At 69.8% G+C, this 19,428-nt stretch carries 18 protein-coding genes; 12 read left to right on the top strand and 6 right to left on the bottom strand.

Annotated features, from left to right (window positions below; all coding sequences use genetic code 11):
* Window positions 1-97: 97 nt before the first annotated feature.
* Window positions 98-964 carry an AbfB domain-containing protein gene (locus tag STRTUCAR8_RS42415; RefSeq protein WP_006382599.1) on the bottom strand — a complete coding sequence of 289 codons (867 nt, stop codon included), beginning with the start codon at window positions 962-964 and terminating at the stop codon, window positions 98-100.
* A gap of 225 nt (window positions 965-1,189) precedes the next feature.
* Here STRTUCAR8_RS42415 and STRTUCAR8_RS42410 point away from each other — a divergent pair, with 225 nt between their 5' ends.
* The 4 genes from STRTUCAR8_RS42410 (at window position 1,190) to STRTUCAR8_RS42395 (ending at window position 3,619) form a co-directional block, all read left to right on the top strand.
* Complete coding sequence (locus STRTUCAR8_RS42410) at window positions 1,190-1,510, top strand: DMT family transporter (RefSeq protein WP_006382597.1); 321 nt, start codon at window positions 1,190-1,192, stop codon at window positions 1,508-1,510.
* A complete protein-coding gene (locus STRTUCAR8_RS42405; protein ID WP_006382595.1) occupies window positions 1,510-2,049 on the top strand; it encodes a TetR/AcrR family transcriptional regulator in 540 nt (179 codons plus the stop codon). The genes STRTUCAR8_RS42410 and STRTUCAR8_RS42405 overlap by 1 nt, the downstream gene beginning before the upstream one ends.
* Before the next feature lie 187 nt (window positions 2,050-2,236).
* Complete coding sequence (gene dapD, locus STRTUCAR8_RS42400; RefSeq protein ID WP_006382586.1) at window positions 2,237-3,226, top strand: 2,3,4,5-tetrahydropyridine-2,6-dicarboxylate N-succinyltransferase; 990 nt, start codon at window positions 2,237-2,239, stop codon at window positions 3,224-3,226.
* 156 nt (window positions 3,227-3,382) lie between these two features.
* Window positions 3,383-3,619, top strand: a complete 237-nt coding sequence (locus tag STRTUCAR8_RS42395) for a hypothetical protein (RefSeq protein WP_086025868.1) — start codon at window positions 3,383-3,385, stop codon at window positions 3,617-3,619.
* Between the two features lie 94 nt (window positions 3,620-3,713).
* Here STRTUCAR8_RS42395 and dapA read toward each other — a convergent pair whose 3' ends face one another.
* Window positions 3,714-4,634, bottom strand: a complete 921-nt coding sequence (gene dapA / locus STRTUCAR8_RS42390) for a 4-hydroxy-tetrahydrodipicolinate synthase (RefSeq protein ID WP_044473844.1) — start codon at window positions 4,632-4,634, stop codon at window positions 3,714-3,716.
* A 163-nt stretch (window positions 4,635-4,797) separates the two neighbouring features.
* On the opposite strand from dapA, the gene STRTUCAR8_RS42385 reads away from it, so the two are divergent.
* Window positions 4,798-5,508, top strand: a complete 711-nt coding sequence (locus STRTUCAR8_RS42385) for an ArsR/SmtB family transcription factor (RefSeq protein WP_006382587.1) — start codon at window positions 4,798-4,800, stop codon at window positions 5,506-5,508.
* Between the two features lie 5 nt (window positions 5,509-5,513).
* Complete coding sequence (locus tag STRTUCAR8_RS42380; RefSeq protein WP_006382585.1) at window positions 5,514-6,260, top strand: SRPBCC family protein; 747 nt, start codon at window positions 5,514-5,516, stop codon at window positions 6,258-6,260.
* Between the two features lie 19 nt (window positions 6,261-6,279).
* Here STRTUCAR8_RS42380 and STRTUCAR8_RS42375 read toward each other — a convergent pair whose 3' ends face one another.
* Complete coding sequence (locus STRTUCAR8_RS42375; RefSeq protein ID WP_044473843.1) at window positions 6,280-8,109, bottom strand: endonuclease/exonuclease/phosphatase family protein; 1,830 nt, start codon at window positions 8,107-8,109, stop codon at window positions 6,280-6,282.
* A gap of 481 nt (window positions 8,110-8,590) precedes the next feature.
* Between STRTUCAR8_RS42375 and STRTUCAR8_RS42370 the strand changes: the two genes are divergently transcribed.
* The 5 genes from STRTUCAR8_RS42370 (at window position 8,591) to STRTUCAR8_RS42350 (ending at window position 15,545) form a co-directional block, all read left to right on the top strand.
* Window positions 8,591-10,051 carry a hypothetical protein gene (locus STRTUCAR8_RS42370; protein ID WP_006382596.1) on the top strand — a complete coding sequence of 487 codons (1,461 nt, stop codon included), beginning with the start codon at window positions 8,591-8,593 and terminating at the stop codon, window positions 10,049-10,051.
* Window positions 10,052-10,276: 225 nt separating this feature from the next.
* Window positions 10,277-11,728 carry an alkaline phosphatase PhoX gene (locus STRTUCAR8_RS42365; RefSeq protein ID WP_044473842.1) on the top strand — a complete coding sequence of 484 codons (1,452 nt, stop codon included), beginning with the start codon at window positions 10,277-10,279 and terminating at the stop codon, window positions 11,726-11,728.
* Between the two features lie 400 nt (window positions 11,729-12,128).
* Window positions 12,129-13,721 carry a TROVE domain-containing protein gene (locus STRTUCAR8_RS42360; RefSeq protein ID WP_006382584.1) on the top strand — a complete coding sequence of 531 codons (1,593 nt, stop codon included), beginning with the start codon at window positions 12,129-12,131 and terminating at the stop codon, window positions 13,719-13,721.
* A gap of 143 nt (window positions 13,722-13,864) precedes the next feature.
* Window positions 13,865-14,512 (top strand): GntR family transcriptional regulator, encoded by a 648-nt coding sequence (locus STRTUCAR8_RS42355; protein ID WP_006382592.1) that lies wholly within the window; start codon window positions 13,865-13,867, stop codon window positions 14,510-14,512.
* A gap of 16 nt (window positions 14,513-14,528) precedes the next feature.
* A complete protein-coding gene (locus tag STRTUCAR8_RS42350) occupies window positions 14,529-15,545 on the top strand; it encodes a 1-aminocyclopropane-1-carboxylate deaminase (protein ID WP_006382590.1) in 1,017 nt (338 codons plus the stop codon).
* On the opposite strand, the gene STRTUCAR8_RS42345 is transcribed toward STRTUCAR8_RS42350, so the two are convergent.
* Together STRTUCAR8_RS42345 and STRTUCAR8_RS42340 are read right to left on the bottom strand one after the other, a co-directional pair.
* Window positions 15,542-16,753 carry a GDSL-type esterase/lipase family protein gene (locus STRTUCAR8_RS42345; protein WP_006382591.1) on the bottom strand — a complete coding sequence of 404 codons (1,212 nt, stop codon included), beginning with the start codon at window positions 16,751-16,753 and terminating at the stop codon, window positions 15,542-15,544. The genes STRTUCAR8_RS42350 and STRTUCAR8_RS42345 overlap by 4 nt on opposite strands.
* A 90-nt stretch (window positions 16,754-16,843) precedes the next feature.
* Window positions 16,844-17,422 (bottom strand): TetR/AcrR family transcriptional regulator, encoded by a 579-nt coding sequence (locus STRTUCAR8_RS42340; protein WP_006382594.1) that lies wholly within the window; start codon window positions 17,420-17,422, stop codon window positions 16,844-16,846.
* Window positions 17,423-17,529: 107 nt separating this feature from the next.
* On the opposite strand from STRTUCAR8_RS42340, the gene STRTUCAR8_RS42335 reads away from it, so the two are divergent.
* Window positions 17,530-18,024, top strand: a complete 495-nt coding sequence (locus tag STRTUCAR8_RS42335; RefSeq protein WP_006382588.1) for an FBP domain-containing protein — start codon at window positions 17,530-17,532, stop codon at window positions 18,022-18,024.
* Window positions 18,025-18,101: 77 nt separating this feature from the next.
* Here the strand turns inward: STRTUCAR8_RS42335 and STRTUCAR8_RS42330 are convergent, their stop codons facing one another.
* Entirely contained in the window at window positions 18,102-19,322 is a 1,221-nt protein-coding gene (locus STRTUCAR8_RS42330) for a TerD family protein (protein ID WP_006382589.1), read from the bottom strand.
* Between the last annotated feature and the right edge of the window lie 106 nt (window positions 19,323-19,428).

The following is a 19,428-nucleotide window of genomic DNA, read 5'->3' as shown; positions in this document are numbered from 1 at the left end:
GAACTCCCTCGGGTACCGGCGGCCGGAGTCGGCCGGGAGACCGACGGCGTCCAGGAGTTCCCGTACCCGTGCGCGTCCGTCCGCTTTCGTATGTGCCTCAGCCCAGTGGGGCGACCACGCGGAAGTAGAAGTCCTGCCGGTTGGTCGTGTTGTAGCCGTACGGGTCCAGGCGCAGCTGGAAGTTCTTGTGGCGCAGCGCGTAGTTGGGGTAGTTCACCGACGTGAGTACCGCCGCGCCCGTGTACCCCGAGTACCCGCCGCAGAAGGTGGCGTCCTGCTTGAACAGCGAGGAGCCGTCGTTGCCTTCGGCGCGCAGGATGAAGTTGCGGTGGCGCAGGTACTTGCCGTCGTGCGTCTTGAACGAGTAGCAGGAGTTGTTGGCCAGCCCCTTCACCACGCTGAAGCTGGAGTCCTGGCGGGACTCCGAACCGCGGACCTGATCGAGCTTCACCAGGCCGTCTGACACGTGCCAGTAGCGGTCGGGATAGTTGACCGCCTCGACGGACCGCAGGAGGGAGCGGTCAGGAGTCGAAGGAGCGGCCGAGGACTTGCTGGGGGACGGGGACGCGGCGGGCGTCCTGGGGGCTTCCGGCACGGGAGCGGAGGCGGAACCCTTGACGTCCGGGGCGGAATCGGGGGTCGTGGCGGCCGACGCCGTCGGCTGCGACGACGACAGGCCGCTCTTTCCGCCCGGAGGCTCCGTTCCGGTCGCGGACGGAGAGGCGAAGGTGAGGAGACCGGGGTACGTCGAACCGGGCGACGCCGCGGGGGCCTTCGCCACGGGCTCCGTCTCCTCGGGCTGCCGGTCCGTGATGACGATCGCGGTCACACAGGCGGCCACGACCGACAGGGCCAGGGTGCCCGCCATCCAGAGCCGCCGCGTCCCGGGCACACGCGTGGTGTCCGGGGCCCAGCCGTTCTCCCAGGGTTGAGTTGGGATGAGCCGGGGCTTTTCTTCTGTCATGCGCTGTTCCTCCGGCGTCGCCTGTGGCGAACGTGTGAATGAGTGGTTGAAACAGTAATGGACGCGAGGCTAGGTGACGTCCAGTGCCGTGAGAAGGGTTGTTTCCTCAATGAGACCGGGGGGTGGGGGAGTTGATGACGTGGTGCGGAGTGCGGGTGGATTTGGGCGGGTGCTGTATACAGCTGCTGTGTACGGCCGTACGCATCGATGCGTACACTTGTACACATGGGATATGTGTTGCTGGCAGGAGCCATCGCCGCGGAGGTGGGCGCCACGACCGCCATGAAGTACAGCGACGGTTTCAGCAGGTTGTGGCCGTCTGTGCTGACCGGACTGGGGTATGTCGTCGCGTTCGTGCTGCTCGCCCAGACCCTGAAGACCGTGTCCGTCGGTACGGCGTACGCCATCTGGGCGGGCGTCGGGACCGCGGCCGTCGCGACGATCGGTGCGGTCTTCCTCGGGGAGGGCATGAGTGTGGCGAAGGTCGCAGGAATCGTGCTCATCATCGCCGGGGTCATCGTGCTCAACCTGGGTGGTGCGCACTGATGGGGCGGCGCTATGACCCCGAGCGGCGCCAGCGGATCATCGACGCGGCGATCCGGGTGGTGGGGGAGAAGGGGATCGCCGGGCTGAGCCACCGGTCGGTGGCGGCGGAGGCGGACGTGCCGCTGGGGTCCACGACGTATCACTTCAGCACCCTCGACGAACTTCTCGTCGCCGCGCTGCGGCAGGCGAACGAGGGGTTCGCGAAGGTGGTGGCCGCGCGGGGTGGGCTGCGGGACGACCGGGTCGATCTGGCGGAGGAACTCGCCGGGTTGCTGGGGGAGTGGCTGTCGGGGGACCGGGCAGGGGTCGAGCTGGAGTGCGAGTTGTATCTGGCGGCGGTTCGGCGGCCGGCGTTGCGGCCTGTCGCCGCGGAGTGGGCGGAGGGGGTTGCGGAGCTGTTGGGTGAGCGGACGGATGCGGTGACCGCTCGGGCGTTGGTGGCGGTGCTGGACGGGATGTGTCTGCAGGTGCTGCTCACCGGGGGTGTTTATGAGGAGGGGTTCGCTCGGGAGGTGTTCGGGAGGGTGTTGCGGGGGTGAGGGGGTTTGTTTTGTTTCCCACCCGCCCGACTCGGTTCGTTCGCTGGGTGCCCTTGAACTGCTTTTTCCCACCCGCCGGCCCGTCTCGCCTCGATTACCGGGCAGCCTTAGGTCTCTCGGCGCTCGGTCCTTGAGATGTGGTCGTAGTGGTTCGCCCGGGTGGGGCGGCTCACGTTAGGTTTTGTCCATGACCGACACGACTGCTTCCCGTACCACCGGCGCCGTGGCCGCCGGGCTCGCCACCCTCGCTGCCGACGGCACCGTTCTCGACACCTGGTTCCCCGCCCCCGAGCTGTCCGCAGAGCCCGGCCCCGCCGGTACCGAGCGGCTGTCCGTCGAGGGTGCCGTCGAGGCGCTCGGTGAAGGCGCGGCGAAAGCGGTCGGGCCGGACGCGCGCCGGGGCGTCGAGGTGGTCGCGGTCCGTACGGTCATCGCCTCCCTCGACGACAAGCCGCTCGACGCGCACGACGTCTACCTCCGCCTCCACCTGCTCTCGCACCGGCTCGTACAGCCCCACGGGCAGAGCCTGGACGGCATGTTCGCCCACCTCGCCAACGTCGCCTGGACCTCGCTCGGCCCGGTCGCCGTGGACGACGTCGAGAAGGTGCGGCTCAACGCCCGCGCCGAGGGCCTGTACCTCCAGGTCACGTCCATCGACAAGTTCCCCCGCATGACCGACTACGTCGCCCCCAAGGGCGTCCGCATCGCCGACGCCGACCGGGTGCGCCTCGGTGCGCACCTCGCCGAGGGCACGACCGTCATGCACGAGGGCTTCGTCAACTTCAACGCCGGCACACTCGGCACGTCGATGGTCGAGGGCCGTATCTCCGCCGGTGTCGTGGTCGGCGACGGTTCCGACATCGGCGGCGGTGCCTCGACGATGGGCACGCTGTCCGGTGGTGGCCAGGTCCGTATCACCATCGGCGAGCGCTGCCTGGTCGGCGCCGAGGCCGGCGTCGGGATCGCCCTCGGCGACGAGTGCGTGGTCGAGGCCGGGCTGTACGTCACCGCCGGCACCCTCGTCACCATGCCCGACGGACAGATCGTCAAGGCCCGCGAACTCTCCGGTGCCTCCAACATCCTCTTCCGCCGCAACTCCGTCACGGGCAAGGTCGAGGCCCGCCCGAACAACGCGGTCTGGGGCGGTCTGAACGACGTCCTGCACAGCCACAACTAGCCCCGGCTGACGTACCCCTGTACCCGTACGGGTACAGGCGGCGACGTCCAAGATCACGTACGGGTTACTCCGCGTGACCTCGTCCGGCTTCAGGCAGATGAACGGGTGGACACAGGGTCCGATCAGATGCCGAACCGTGCGGCGAAGGGCGGAGCAATGACGATCAAGGGGACAGGGATCAGGAACAGGACCGCGGCGCGCTGGCTGACGGGCGCGGTCACCGCGGCCGTGGTCTGCGGGGTCCCCGCGGGGACGGCGTACGCGGACGAGACCAACACCGGTTCGCACAACGGTCCCCGGATCGGTCTGGTCAACGTCGGCCAGGTCGACGATCCGATGGAGGACGTGTTGGAGCACTTCCTCCTGTTCGGTGACGGATACCGCTGGGAATGACCGTCGGCGAGTGACTGTCGGCCTTCATGGGCCGGGCCCGTGCCGCCGCCTTCGTGCGCGCGGTGCGGGCCTTTCCCGTTCGTCGCTGTTGGCTCTATGTCAAGTCCCGCACATCCGCGTACGCCGCCCGCAGGCGGCTCGTCGCCTCGCGGCCGGCCGATCGCAGCGGTGCCCTCACCGGACCCGAGGGCAGACCCAGGCCGCCCAGCAGGGCCTTGGCCGTGACCGCGCCCGGCAGGCCCGACGCCATCATCAACTCGGTGAGCGGCAACGCCTGTTGCTGGAGGCTCGCGGCCTCGGCGGTTCGGCCCGCGTCGAACGCGTCGATGATCGAGCGGAAGTGACGGGGGATCACATTTGCCACAGTGCTGACGTATCCGGCGCCACCCAGCGCGTACAGCGCCAGTACGTATTCGTCGCAGCCTGTGTAGATCGCCAAGTCGGTCCGCGCCAACAGTTTCTGAGTGCCCATCAGGTCGTACGCGCAGTCCTTGACGGCGACGATCCTCGGGTGGGCGGCGAGGCGGATCACCGTCTCCGGCTCGATCCGGACACCGGTGCGGCCCGGGATGTCGTACAGCATCAGGGGTAGGGCGGTGGCGTCCGCCAGTTCCTGGAAGTGGGCCTCGATCGCGTCCTGCGGGGGTCTGCTGTAGTAGGGCGCGACCGTCAACAGGCCGTCCGCGCCGGCCTTTTCGGCCGCCCGCGCCAGTTCGACGGAGTGCAGGGTGTCCGCGGTGCCGACGCCCGCCACGATCGACGCCCGCCCGTCGACCGCCTCCCGCACCGCCCGTACCAGCGCCGACTTCTCCGCGTCCGTCGTGGTCGGGGACTCACCCGTCGTCCCGGAGAGGACGAGGCCGTCGCAGCCCCCGGCCACCAGCCGGTCGGCGAGCCGCTGCGCACCGTCGAGGTCCAGGGCCCCCTCGGCGGTGAAGGGGGTGACCATCGCGCACAGGGCACGGCCGAAGGGGGGAGATAGCGGTGTGGGTGGTGGCGTGGGTGGTGTCGTCATGTCAGTAGTCTCGGCGCAGCCTTCGTGTAGCTCCACTTAAATCTTGTACCTGGTACGTGTAAGCGATACTTCAATGTCCTCCTTCGGTGCGGCTTCATAGTGCACACTCGCCGAAGACTTTTCTCCCCTGGACAAAAAAAGTTTTCGGTGGGACGGTGGAGCCATGCTGGACGTCACCGTGATCGAGGACCCGGCGGCCGCCGCCGTCTCGCTGGACCCCATACGGGGCCGGCTGCTCGCCGAGCTGGCCGCCGGGCCCGCGTCGGCCGCCATGCTGGCCGGCAAGGTCGGGCTGCCCCGGCAGAAGGTGAACTACCACCTCAAGGCGCTGGAGCGGCACGGGCTGGTCGAGCTGGCCGGGGAGCGCCGCAAGGGCAATGTCACCGAGCGGCTGATGCGGGCGACCGCCGCGTCGTACGTCATCTCGCCGCTCGCCCTGGCCGCCGTACAGCCCGATCCCGACCGGTTCCGGGACCAGCTCTCCGCGCGCTGGCTGCTGGCGGTCGGGGCGCGGCTGGTGCGGGACGTCGGCACACTGGTCACCGGGGCCGCCCGGGCCCGTAAGCGGCTCGCCACCTACGCGCTCGACGGCGAGGTGCGGTTCGCCTCCGCCGCCGACCGGGCCGCGTTCATCGAGGAGTTGACGGCCGGCGTCAGCGCGCTGGTGCGCAAGTACGACTCACCCGGCGTCGAGGGCGGGCGCGATCACCGGATCGTCGTGGCCGTGCATCCGACGGTCAAGCCCGAGAGCGTCGGCGAACCGCCTTCCGGCGCGACGGACGCCGCGGACGTCACCGGAACCGCAGAGATCACCGACACCGTGGACATCAACGAAACCGTGGACAGCACAGGCACCGCGGAGATTCAGGAGTGAGCGCCATGTCCGAGGAAACTGCCAGGGAATTCGAGATCGCTCGGGAGTTCGAGGTCGACGTCAGTCCGGAGGAGGTGTGGGAGGCGGTCACCACGGGGACCGGCGGGTATCTGTGGCCGATGGAGCCGCCGGAGCCTCGGGTCGGCGGCAGAGGGCCCTTCGGGTCCACGGTCATCGCCTGGGACCCGCCGCACCGCTACACCAACCGTGTCGAGAACGTCGACGGCATCTCCGAGCAGACCCTCAACCAGCTCGACTACACGGTCGAGCCGCGTGACGAGGGCCGCCGGGCCTGGGTGCGGTACGTGCACAGTGGCATCTTCGTCGACGACTGGGACAACCAGTACGACGGCGCCGCCCGGCACACCGACTTCTATCTGCACACCCTGCGCGAGTACCTGACCCACTTCGCGCCCAGGCCTGCCGCGTTCGCCACCTTCGACGGACCCGAGGGGTCGAAGGCCGCCGACGCCCTCGCCGTCGTCGGACGGGCCCTCGGGGTCGGGGAGGACGTGCCGGTCGGTTCGCGGGTGACGGTCCAGGGGCCCGACGTGTTCGAGGCCGTGGTCGACTTCCGCGACCCGTACTTCATCGGGCTGCGCACGGACAGGGGTCTGACCCGTGTCTTCGGGCGCAACCACTGGGGCCATCCCGTCGGCATCTCCCTGCACGACTTCACGCCGGGCGCCGACATCAAGGAATGTGAGGCCGCCTGGCAGGACTGGCTGAACGGAGTGTTCAGCCAGACCTGATCCAGAGGGAGTTACGCGACTACGGCTTGAAGCGCAGCACCTGCGGGTCGTGGTCGCTGATCTGGTCGTTGAACTCCGAGTTGATGTGCACGGAGTCGTAGTCGAAGTCGCAGCCGCGGCTGATCGACGGGCTGACCAGGATCTGGTCCAGGACCTGGCTGTTGCCCTGGTAGTCGTAGGTGTAACGCTCGCTCTTCGGCAGCGACTTGATCGCCGACCACAGCGCGCCGTCGTCCTCCAGCAGCTTCGCCGTGTCGGAGAACTCGAAGTCGTTGATGTCGCCGAGCGTGATCACGTCCGCGTTCTTCTGGACCTTCAGGATGTCCTTGACGAACGTGTTCACCGCGGTCGCCTGGAGGTGACGCTGGGTCTCCGAGCTGCGCGCCGGCGGCTGGAACTGCGAGGTGAGTCCCTGGTCGCCGCCCTTCGAGGCGAAGTGGTTGGCGATCAGGATGACGGTCTTGCCGCGGAAGACGAACTCGCCCGCGAGCGGCTTGCGGCTGTTCGTCCAGGCCGCGTTCGACGGGTCTATTCGGCCCGGCGAGAGGGTCAGGGCCGCCTTGCCGTGGTCCTTGGTGACACCGACGGCGGTCGTGGCGTCGCCGCCCGGGCGGTCGGTGAAGGAGACCCGCGCCGGGTTGAACAGGAACACCTGGCGGATGTTGCCGCCGGGCTCGCCACCGTCCGCGAGGTCGACCGGGTCGATGGAGCGCCAGTCGTACGCCGGGCCGCCCGCCGCCACGATCGCGTCGATCAGCTTCTTGACCGTACGGTCGGCGGCGACCGTACCGTCCTTCGTCGCGCCGTTGTTGTCCTGGATCTCCTCCAGGGACAGGATGTCGGGCGACTGCAGGTTGTTCACGATCGCGGCGGCGTGCGCGGCGAAGGTGGTGTCCGACGGGTCGAGGTTCTCGACGTTGTACGTCGCCACCGCCAGCTCGCTTCGCGACTGCTTGCGGGTCGTCTCGCGCTTCAGGCCGCCCTGCTTCAGGGTGCCGAGCTCGTTGGCGACGAGCGTGTAGCCACCGAACTGGTTGTAGTCCAGCGGGCCGGTCGTGGCGCCCTTGAGGCTGTCGCCGACGTTCGCGGTCGGGAAGTCGGCGACCGCGCCCAGCGACTGGATCTGGATCCGGCCGGTGTTCTGCGACGTGTACGAGCCGTACACCGAGCCGCCCCGCCGGTTGTCGTTCTCGTCCGGCTTCACCGTGACCCACAGCTCGGTGTAGGGGTCGGTGGCGGTGACCACACGGGCGTTCTTGACCTGGACGTTCATGCCCTCGAGGGACTCGTAGTAGTCCAGGGCGTACTTCTTGGGGCGCAGTGTCAGCGCGTTCACCGAGCCGCTCGCGGCGGTGTCCCCGGCCGGGGTGTAGGCGGCCGGTACGGACCGGGCGTCGACGACGACCGGGGCCGGGACCGCGTTGCCGCTGGAGACGACGGTGACCGTCGGCTTGACGATCTCCGTCACCGTCTGGTTGCCGGTCGACGTGCCGCCGGGCACGAACTCCGAGACCGTGCCGGTCACGGTGACCGAGTCGCCGACCGCGACGGTCGGCTTGGAACTGGTGAAGACGAAGACGCCCTCGCTGGTGGCCGGGTCGGCGTCCGGGGCCGTGTCCTGGATCCAGAACCCGCGCGACGAACCGTAGGTACGGACACCGGTGACGATTCCCGCCACGTCCGTGACCTTCTCGCCCGAGAGCGGGGACAGGCGCGTGGTGCCCTGGATGTCATGAATACGCACTGTGTCGGCGTGAGCGGCCGACGGCAGCACCACCAGGGTGGCGAGCGTGGAGCAGACAGCGGCGACAGTGAGCGCGCCGAGGCGCGCGGAAGACTTGCTCGGCAACGGGATCCCTCCGGGGACAAACATGGGTGCCGGGACGAAGGTGGTAAGGGTGGTGCCGTGGGGGGAACGCGAGCTGCAGGGCGGCTGGCGACGCGCGTAGACATCGGGTGAACTCTCGGTGCGAAAGGCTTCGCACCGAAGGCTCGGCACCGGGCGATCGGCAGTGAACGCCCGGCTTGGGAGAACAGTGAACACGATAGAACCTGGCGGAAGACAAGGCGATGCGGTGGATCGGCGTCCCCTCGACTTCTACGCGCGTCAATCTCCTGCCTGGTCACGCCACTTGTCAAGGTTTCAGCCATCCGGCAGCTCTGACAGGTTCATGAACCGGGCGGCATGGTGCCAAATCCGTCTAGGCTGAGCGGCTGAGTCGTACGGCCTTCAACACAACGTCGTACGGTCGTCAGACGCCGTCGTCGGACTCCGGGCGCATCCGGATGCCGCCGTACGGCCTTTCGGGCGCCTGAGGAGAAAACAGCCGATGTCAGACAGCTCCCCCCTGCCGCCGGTGCGACTGCACTCCGAAGCGGAACTGGCGCGGGACGCGCTCGCCGCCCCGCTGGTGTCCCGCGCCGCCCGGCTCGCCCGCTGGGCCGGACCGGACACCAGGGTCGGGGCCGGCGGCGAACTGGTCCAGGAGCAACTGGCCGCGGCGGCCAGGGCCCTGGGCCTGATCGAGGGCGAAGCCGCGGGTGGGGCCGGCGTCGAGGACGCCCTCGCGGACGCCGGTGAGGCATGGCGGGTCGCCGTGGACGCCGGGCTCGTCGAGGTCGTCGACGAGGGCGAGGGCACCGTCACCGTGGGCGAGGACCTGGCGCTGCTCACCTCCGGGTCACCGCACGAGGTGCTCGCGGTGTGGCTCGGGGCGCTGGAGACCGTCCTCGCCGACGCGAGCGTGCCCGACCTCGACGATCTCGTCGACGCCATGGACGAGAGCGCCGAGATCGACTTCTCCCAGCTGGACTGGGACCCCGAGGCGGAGGCCGACTTCCTCGACGGCGTGCTCGCCAACCTGTACCTGCTGAGCGTCAGCGAGACCGGCCCCGCCGACAGCCCGGTGCCGCTGCCCGCGCTGGCCGCGTCGATGGTCGTACCGAGCGACATGGGCGAGCCCACCAACGACGTCCTTGAGCAGGTCTCGGACATGATGATGCGCCTCGACGACCAGTTCAGGCTGCTCGAACCCATCGGGCTCGTCGCCTACCAGCCCGTCGACGAGGCGCTCATGGCGGACATCGACGACCCCGCCGAGGGCGCGCCGGCCGGCGACGACACCGACGTCTCCCGCTACGGCATGGTGCGGCTGACCCCGCTCGGCCTGTACGGCGTACGGGCCCGGCTGCTGGAGGCCGGCTTCGAGGCACCCGCCGTCGGCGACCTCGCCGACAAGGGCGCGGACGCGCTGCTCGACGGCACGGCCACCTTCCCCGCGACGGCCGCGCGGGCCGAGACCGAACAGTGGCTGACCCGTCGCGAACCCCTCGCCGCGGCACGGGAGTTGCTCGCGGCGGCCCGGGGCGGCGACGCCGGTGCGCCGCTGCGGCGGCTGCGCTGTCAGCAGGCCCTGTCCCTCGTCGGCACCGAGGCCGAACCCGCCCTGCGCGAGGTCCTCGGCGACGCCGAACTGGGCGGCCTCGCCCGGGTCTGGCTCAGCGAGCAGGGCGCGGCGGACGTGCCGGCACCGTCCGAGGCGATGGTCTTCTGGCTGACCATCGACACGGTGGCCGCGCAGCTCGCGGCCGAGGGCAACTCGGCGGAGCTGGTGGGACTGGTGGAGGGGCTGGCACAGCAGCACGGTGGCTTCTTCGAGGCGGCCTGGCGTGTGGATCATCCGGCCACGCCGGATGTGCTGGAGGCGATGGGGCGGCTGCATCCGGACAAGCGGGTGGCCAAGGAGGCGCGGAAGGCGGCGTTCAAGGCGCGGTCGCAGCAAGGGGGTTGAGCGGGGGGTTCGTTGGAGGCGCCGTCCGCTGTGTGGTGATGGGTCGTGCGGGGGCGTTGTCGGCTGTGGGGCGTCGTGGCTGGTCGCGCAGTTCCCCGCGCCCCTGTAGGGCGCTCCCGAACCGGGGTTCAATTCGCTCGGCTTGTGTTGCTCGCCGTTCAACTCCTGTTCAGGCGTGGGCGGGACGGTGGCGGCTACGGCACGCCCACCGTCACAGGAGACGCCATGTCGCTCACCCGCAGGGACTTCGCCAGACAGTCCGCGATCACCTCGGCCGGGGTCGCACTGGCCGGCAGTGTCGGCGCCCTCGCCACCGCACCGGGCGCCCTCGCGGCCACGGAGAGTGCGGCCGGGGAGTCGGCGGCGGACCGGCACGGGCACCACGGAGTCGGCTACGGCCCGCTCCTGCCCGACCCCAAGGGCCTGCTGGCGCTGCCCGCCGGATTCTCGTACCGCGTGATCACCCACAGCGGGAAGACCACCCTGGACTCCGGTGAGACCACGCCGTCCAACCATGACGGCACCGCCGCATTCGCGGGCCCGCGCGGCACCACCCTCCTCGTCAACAACCACGAGCTGAAGGGCCCGCGGGCCAACTGGAAGTACCCGGTGCCGCTCACCGAGGGCCTCGTCTACGACCCCGCCGCGGCCGGCGGCTGCACGGTCGTCGAGGTGCGTCCCGGCGGCCATGTCGCCGAGTGGGTGGGCATCGCCGGCACCTCCACCAACTGCGCGGGCGGCAGCACCCCTTGGGGCACCTGGCTCACCTGCGAGGAGAACTCCGACCGTGCCGGCGTCAACGGCATGACCAAGGACCACGGGTACGTCTTCGAGGTCGACCCCTGCGACAAGCGCGCCAACCGGAACCCCAAGCCCCTCAAGTTCTTCGGGCGTTACGACCACGAGGCCGTCGTCATCGACCCGAAGCGCGGCCACGCCTACCTCACCGAGGACGCCGCCACACCCAACGGCCTTCTCTACCGCTGGACCCCGCCGCAGCATTTCCACTACGGCCACGGGGCCTTCCGCACCCTCTCCGACACCGCGGGCACCCTCCAGGCGCCCAAGTGCTTCGACTCCGCGGGCAAGTTCGTCGACGACCTCTCCCGCGCCACGAAGATCGGCACGGTGTACGGCGTCGACTGGGTCGACGTACCCGACCGCGACGGCCGGACCGTCGCCGTGCGCAAGCAGTTCGCCGACGGGGAGATCACCCGGGCCCGCAAGCTCGAAGGCATGTGGTGGGCCGACGGCGGCACCTACGTCGTCTCCTCGTACGCCCGCGCCGAGAGCCCCGTCCAGCACGACGGCCAGGTCTGGTTCTACGACCCCAGGCGCCGCACACTCACCCTCAAGGTGCTGCTGGGTGTGAACCCCGACCCGTCGGCCGACGGCGCCTTCGACGGCCCTGACAACATCACCGTGTCCCCGTACGGCGGCCTGGTCATCGCCGAGGACGGCGAGGGCGTCCAGCACCTGTTCGGTGCGACGGACAGCGGGCGTACGTACCCGATCGCCCGCAACGAACTCAACGCCGGCACCGAAGAGGCGCCCGAATACAGCGAGTTCACCGGCGTGACCTTCTCGCCCGACGGCAAGACGCTCTACGCCAACATCCAGACGCCGGGGATCATGCTGGCCATTACCGGTCCCTGGAAGCGGCAGCGGCGCGGGTGATCCGGAGGCTCTTTCGGAGGTTCTTCGGTGGCTGCTCCGGAGGGTTCTTCGGAGGCTGATTAATTCGTTCGCCGGGCGTGTGCTGCGCCTCCTACAGTGAGATCACAACGTCACGCACCTCCCGGTGCGAAGGCTGCGGCTACTTCTCTCCTAAAGAATCCAGGCCGCCGCCGACTTGATCTCGGGAGGCGCAGCATGTGGTGGGTGCCCGGTGCGCAGGCAACGGTTACTTCATTGGATCGGACGGTTGCGGGTTCGAATCCCGTCATCGACCTCGGGTCGATGTAGCTCAATTCGGTAGAGCATCTGGCTAAGTCCGTCGCCGCTTCTGATCTCGGGCGCCCACCTCTTTTCTGCTGTGCCTTCCTCCGGAACTCCAGGGAATTCGGGGGAATTCATCATGACGCGATTCAACTCCAAGGCGGCCCGCGCGGCCAGGACGCAGCCCACTTCGCGGGTGACGTCGACCGGGCGCGTACTCCGTACCTACCAGGGCGGCCGAGGCCGTGAACGGGACGCCCGCTCCGAACTCTTTCTTCTCGCAGTAGCCAACTTCGTCTCCCAGCAGACCTTCTACGAGGCCGGCGCCGACCGTGACGACCGGTTCGCCGCGCTCGTGCGCGAGCTGGCGGTGAGCGACCCCGACTGGACGGCGGGCCTGCTCGGCTGGCTGCGCGGCGAGGGCAACCTCCGTACGGCCTCCATCGTGGGCGCCGTCGAGTACGTGAAGGCGCGGCTCGACGCGGACGCCACCGACGGCCCCTCCAACCGCCAGGTCATCGACTCCGTACTGCGACGCCCGGACGAGCCCGGCGAGCTGCTCGCCTACTGGACCTCCCGGTACGGCCGCAACGTGCCCAAGCCCGTCAAGCGCGGCATCGCCGACGCCGTGCGGCGGCTCTACAGCGGCAAGTCGCTGCTGAAGTACGACACCGCGTCCAAGGGCTACCGCTTCGGTGACATCCTCAACCTCGTGCATGCCGCGCCCGACCCCGGCAAGCCGTGGCAGGGCGAGCTGTTCCAGCACGCGCTCGACCGCCGCCACAACCCCGACACCGCCGTGCCGCCCGCCTCGAACCGTCTCCTCGGCGCGCATCGAGAGCTGATGGCGCTGCCGGTCGAGGAGCGACGGGCGGTGGTGACGTCGGAGGGTGGCGCCGAGCGGCTCGCGGCTGCCGGAATGACCTGGGAGGCGCTGGCCGGTTGGCTGCAGGGCCCGATGGACGCGGCGGCCTGGGAGGCCGTCATACCGTCCATGGGTGCGATGGCGATCGTCCGGAACCTGCGCAACTTCGACGAGGCCGGTGTCTCGGACGAGGTGGCGGCGGCAGTCGCGGCGCGCATCAGCGACCCGGCCGAGGTCGCGCGCTCGCGGCAGTTCCCCTTCCGCTACCTCTCCGCGTACCGGCACGCGCCCTCGCTGCGCTGGTCGTACCCGCTGGAGCAGGCGCTCGGGCACTCGCTGGCCAACGTGCCCGCGCTGCCCGGCCGGACGCTCGTCCTCGTCGACCGCTCGGGTTCGATGTTCTACTCCCGGCTGTCCGACCGCTCGGAGCTCAACCGGGCCGACGCGGCGGCGATCTTCGGCTCGGCGCTGGCGCTGCGGGCGGCCGACGCGGATCTGGTCGAGTTCGGTACGTCGAGCAATGCCGTGGCGTACCGCAAGGGCGAGTCGGTGCTGAAGGTCCTCGGCCGCTTCGGCGACCTGGGCGGCACCGACACGACCGAGGCGGTCCGGCGCCACTACAAGAAGCACGACCGGGTGCTGATCGTCACCGACGAGCAGTACACCCACAGCGTGCACGGAGACCCGACCGAGCAGGTGCCGGCCGTCGTACCGGTCTACACCTGGAACCTCGCCGGGTACCGGGCGGGCCACGGCCCGTCGGGGACGGGGAACCGGCACACCTTCGGAGGGCTCTCGGACGCGGCCTTCCGGATGGTTCCGCTGCTGGAGAGCGCGGGCGACTCCGACTGGCCGTGGGTCGGCTGAGCCGGACCGTGCCGGGGTCGGGCGTTCCCGGGTGGGGTGTGGTGGGTGTGGCCCGTGCTTCGGTGCGGGCCACATTCTCGTGTGCGTGTCCGGCGCACCCTTGCCCTTGTGTGCCCGGGTCACTGACATCTAACATTTCAGTTGTGGATGCGATGCGACCTGTTCCCCGGACCCTGCTCAGGGACCGTGCGTACGAAGCGATTCGGGACGCCATCGTCGCCGGGGAGATCGAACCCGGTGCGGTGGTGCGGGACGCCGAGCTCGCCGAGCGGCTCGGGCTGTCCCGGGCGCCGGTGCGCGAGGCGTTCGCCCGGCTGGTCGACGAAGGGCTGCTGGAGAGCAAGCCCCAGAGCTACACGAAGGTGACGCCGGTCGTGGCCGCCGACGTACGGGACGCCGCGGCCGTGGTCGGGGCCATGCACGAGCTGGTCACGCGGGCCGCCGTGCCCCGGCTGTTCGCCGCGGACGTCGAGACGATGCGCGGGGCCAACGAGCGGTTCGCCGAGGCGGTCCGTGCCGGTGACGTGGAGTCCGCTCTGCGCGCCGACGACCAGTTGCACGACGTTCTCGTCCGGGTCAGCGGCAATCGCGCCGCCGCTGCCACCGCCGCCCGCTACACACCGCTCATCCGCCGTCTGGAGCGACGGCGCTTCAGTGAGGGCGGCAACTGCCGTTCGGCCGGCCTGCACGACCGGCTCCTCGATGCCTGCGCCGCCGGGGACGTGGACGAGGCGGTCCGTGTCACCGCGGAGATCTGGCGCGGGCTCGCCGAGCTCGCCGACAGCGACTGATCCCGGGAGGAACCCCATGTCCCTTGACTCGTACGCGCGTTACCCCCTCCTCTTCGGGCCCTCACCCGTGCACCCGCTGGAGCGGCTCACCGCGCATCTCGGCGGGGCCGCCCTCTGGGCCAAGCGTGAGGACTGCAACTCCGGTGTCGCGTACGGCGGCAACAAGACCCGCAAGCTGGAGTACCTGGTCGCCGACGCTCTCGCCCAGGGCTGCGACACGCTCGTCTCGATCGGCGGAGTGCAGTCCAACCACACCCGTCAGGTCGCCGCCTGTGCCGCTCGCGCCGGGCTCAAGTGCGTTCTCGTGCAGGAGAGTTGGGTCGAGTGGCCCGACTCCGTCTACGACAAGGTCGGCAACATCCTGATCAGCCGGCTCGCCGGTGCCGATGTGCGGCTGGTGCGCGCCGGGTTCGGTATCGGGTTCAAGGAGAGCTGGGAGCTGGCGCTCCGGGAGGTGGAGGAAGGGGGCGGCAAGCCGTACGCGATTCCGGCGGGCGCCTCCGACCATCCCCTGGGCGGACTCGGGTTCGCCGGTTGGGCGTACGAAGTCGCCGAGCAGGAAAGCGAGTTGGGGGTCTTCTTCGACACCGTGGTGGTGTGCTCGGTGACCGGGTCGACCCAGGCCGGAATGGTCGCCGGGTTCGCGGCGCTGGAGGAGGCAGGCGGCCGGCCCCGGCGCGTGCTCGGCATCGACGCCTCGGCGGCGCCGGCCCGGACGAAGGAGCAGATCGCTCGGATCGCCCACAACACCGGTCAACTCATAGGTGTCAAGCGGGAGTTGACTCATACGGACGTCGAGCTGGACGAGCGCTATCACGCGGGTACGTACGGGATCCCCGACGAAACGACCCTGGACGCGATGCGGCTCGCCGCCCGTACCGAGGGGATGGTCACCGATCCCGTGTACGAGGGCAAGTCGATGGCCGGGATGGTCGATCTCGTGGCGCGGGGGGAGATCGGGCGGGACTCCACCGTGCTGTACGCGCACCTGGGCGGTCAGCCGGCGCTGAACGCGTACAGCGCGCTTTTCTAGTCCTTCCGGATGGCCGGCTCCACGGATGGCAGGAGTGGTTCCGGTCCGGTGAAGGCGAGTTCGGCGAAGCGCTCCCCGATACGGCGGTGGGTGGCCGCGTCCGGGTGGAGCTGGTCGGGCAGCGGGAGCTCGGCGAAGTCCTCCTCGCCGTACAGGACGAGTCCGTCGAGGTGGCGGAGGTTCGGGTCGTCCGCCGACCGCTGCTCCACGATGCGGGCCAGCTCCTCCCGGATGACGTTGAGCGTCAGTTTTCCGGCGGCGCGCTCGGCGGGGTCACCCATGGGCTGGAAGCGCACCTGACCGGCGCCCATCGTGCTGAAGTCCAGGGCGGTGGGACCGGGGGTGTCCTCGTGCATCGGGCAGTAGAGGGGTGAGACGAGCAGGAGCGGCGCGGTCGGGTGGCCCTCGCGGATGGTGTCGAGGAAGCCGTGGACCGCTGGGCCGAAGGCACGCAGGCGCATCAGATCGGTGTTGACCAGATTGATGCCGATCTTGACGCTGATCAGGTCGGCGGGGGTGTCGCGCATCGCGCGGGCGGTGAACGGGTCGAGCAGCGCGCTGCCCGCCAGCCCCAGGTTGATCAGTTCCACCCCGCCGAGGGACGCGGCGAGCGCGGGCCAGATGGCCGTGGGGCTCGCGGCGTCGGAGCCGTGGCTGATCGAACTGCCGTGGTGCAGCCATACCTTGCGAGCCGCGTCTGTCGCGGGCACGGGTTCGGCGGGGGCGTCGGTGCGCAGGGCGACCAGTTCGGTGGTCTCGTTGTGGGGCAGCCAGATCTCGACGGTCTTCAGGTGGTCCGGCAGGCCGGTGAAGCGGAGGGTGCCGGGCGGGCCCGGTTCGTGTGTCGTGGTCCCGGCGGTCAGGTCGATGGTCAGGGTGTTGCCCCCGCCGGTCACGGTGGACTGGGCGGCCAGCCGGCCGTCGACCAGGAGGTCGTACATACCGTCGGGGCGAGGCGGGGCGCCCGCGTAGACCCGCTTGGTGGGCAGCGCGTCCAGTTCGACGGAGGTCGCCCGGGTACGGAAGACCAGCCGTACGCCGGAGGGCTGGGCTTCCGCCGCGGCGAGTTGGGGGTCCGTGCACTGGGCGCGGGCGCGGGCGGGCAGACGGTGGGGGAATACGCCGTGGGAGGTGTGCTCCAGGTCCAGGGCGCCGCGTATCAGGTCCGCGGTGATGGGTGTGGTCGTCCACTCGCGCTCGGGGGGCATATCTGTCTTCTTCGTCCTCTCTGTTCCCGCTGTTTCTGTCCGCTTCCTGTTCCCGCTGTTCCGCTGTTTCTGCTGCCCTCGATCTGTCGGTCAAAGGGGTGAAGCGGTCGGCCAGTTGCGCAGCAGAGTGTCGAGGGCATCGAGGATCCGGGTCCAGGTCTCCTGTGGGTCGGGGGCGCTGTGGCTGAAGCCGCCCGCCGTCTCCAGGCTCGTGTAACCGTGGAAGACGCTGCCCAGCAGCCGGACCGCGTGCGTCTGGTCCGGCTCCGCCAGGTCGTAGCCGCGCAGGATCGCCCGCGTCAGTTGGGCGTGCCGGACGCCCGCACTGGCGGCGGCCGTCTCGGGGTCGAGTCTCATGCGGGTGGCGGCGGCGCGGCCGGGGTGGTCCCGGCCGTAGTCGCGGTAGACGTCGGCGAACGCGGTCAGAGCGTCCTTGCCGGCCCGTCCGGCCACGGCGTCGGCTGCCTGATCGGCGAGTTCCTCCAGGCAGAACAGGGCGATCCTGGTCTTGAGATCCTGGGTGTTCCTGACGTGCGAGTACAGACTCGCGACCTTGACGTCGAACCGCCGGGCGAGCTCGGAGGCGGTCACCTGGTCGAAGCCGACCTCGTCGGCGAGTTCCGCTCCGGCTCTGGTCAGGCGTTCCGCGGTCAGTCCGACGCGTGGCATGGCCCTCCTTTTGTTCCGCTGTTCGGCTGTGCGACTGTTCAGTTGAGGCTTTTGGCTAAGGTGAATATAGGTTTGCCTAAAGGGTTTAGGCAAATTAGCCTGCTGTTATGGAACCGTTGACCGAGCAAGAGATCCGTGCCGCGTTCGTGAACTGTACGAAGGGTGAGGCGCAGCGTCTGGCCGTGCCGCGTGACCTGGCCGACCGACCCTGGGAGGACCTGGACTTCCTGGGGTGGCGGGATCCGCAGGCGCCTGACCGGGCCTACCTGGTCACCGAGCTGGACGGCCGACCGGCTGCCGTCGCCCTGCGCGCTTCCGCGCCCGCCTTCGGGCAGACGCGGCGCAGCATGTGCTCGATGTGCCTGACCTCGCACACCGGAGGCGTGTCCCTGATGGTCGCTCGGAGGGCGGGGAAGGCAGGGAAGCAGGGCAACTCGGTGGGGGCGTACATATGCGGCGACCTCAGCTGCTCGCTGTATGTGCGGGGCAGGAAGGACGCGGGCGCGGGGGCGCGGCTGCACGAGACGATCACGCTGGAGGAGAAGATCCGGCGGACCGTGGGGAACGTCGCCGCGTTCGTCGGCAAGGTGACGGCGGAATGACGGCGGCGGCGTGATGTCTGCCCCCACGGCCCGCTTCGGCGGGTGGTGCGGTTGTGCGGTGGTGTGGTTGGGCTTGGTTACAGCGACTGCGCGGCCGGCTTCACCATGCCCCTGACCGTGCGGGACTTCACGAAGTCGCCGATCGCCGTCATCTCCCACTCGCCGGAGAACTGCTTGATCATCTTGGCCATCATCACGCCCGTCTGCGGTTCGGCGCTGGTCAGGTCGAAACGGACCAGTTCCTCGCCCGTCGCCGCGTCCAGGAGACGGCAGTACGCCTTCGCCACCTCGGTGAACTTCTGACCGGAGAACGAGTTCACCGTGAAGACCAGCCCGGTGACCTCCTGGGGCAGGCGGCCCAGGTCGACCACGATGACCTCGTCGTCGCCCCCGCCCTCGCCCGTGAGGTTGTCGCCGGAGTGCTTGATCGCGCCGTTCACGATGGAGAGCTTGCCGAAGTAGCAGCTGTCGATGTGGTTGCGCTGCGGGCCGTACGCGATGACCGACGCGTCCAGGTCGATGTCCTTGCCCCGGAACGCGGGCTCCCAGCCGAGGCCCATCTTGACCTGGGAGAGGAGGGGCCGGCCGCCCTTGACCAGGGAGACGGTCTGGTTCTTCTGGAGGCTTACGCGGCCCTTGTCGAGGTTGATCTTTCCGGCGCCGAGGGGCGGGGCGGGGGGAGCCGGGGGTGCGGCGGCGGGCGGGGGCGGAGCGCTGACCGACGTGGCGGGGGCGGGCGGGGCCATCGAGGGCGCCGGCGGCTGGACCGGGGTCGGCTGGGCGGCCGGTGTCGGGGCCGGTGCCGGTTCCTCCACACTCACGCCGAAGTCCGTGGCGATGCCGGCCAGGCCGTTCGCATAGCCCTGCCCCACGGCGCGGGCCTTCCAGGCGCCGTTGCGGAGGTAGACCTCGACGATCACCAGGGCGGTTTCCGTCCCGAGCTGCGGGGGTGTGAACGAGGCCAGGACGCTGTTGTCGGCCGCGTTGCGGATGGTGGCCGTCGGTTCGATGCCCTGGAAGGTCTGGCCCGCGGCGTCCGGGCTCGCTGTGACGACGATCTTCTCGATGCCCGGGGGGACGGCGGTGGTGTCGACGGTGATCGAGTCGGGGCTGGTGCCGCCGCCCGAGCGGTAGGTCACGCCCGGGCCGGTCGGCTGGTTGTAGAAGATGAAGTCGTCGTCGGAGCGCACCTTGCCGTCGGCGGTGAGCAGCAGGCTCGATACGTCGAGCCGCACCGGGGCAGCGACGTCCACCGTCACTCGGGTGACGGGGAGAGGGATGTTCGAGCCGGGTGTCATAGCTGTCATGACCGGTGAACGAGCGGACCCGCTTTAGCGGTGCCTTACCCTGCGGTCATTTGGGGCAGGGGGTTTTCGCCCCCGCCGCCCCTACCCGTCCCATCCC

Origin of the sequence: Streptomyces turgidiscabies Car8 (genome assembly GCF_000331005.1) — a bacterium.
Lineage (GTDB): Bacteria > Actinomycetota > Actinomycetes > Streptomycetales > Streptomycetaceae > Streptomyces > Streptomyces turgidiscabies.
The sequence above is the reverse complement of the archived record's forward strand: the minus strand, read 5'-3'. Positions and strand labels throughout refer to the sequence as shown.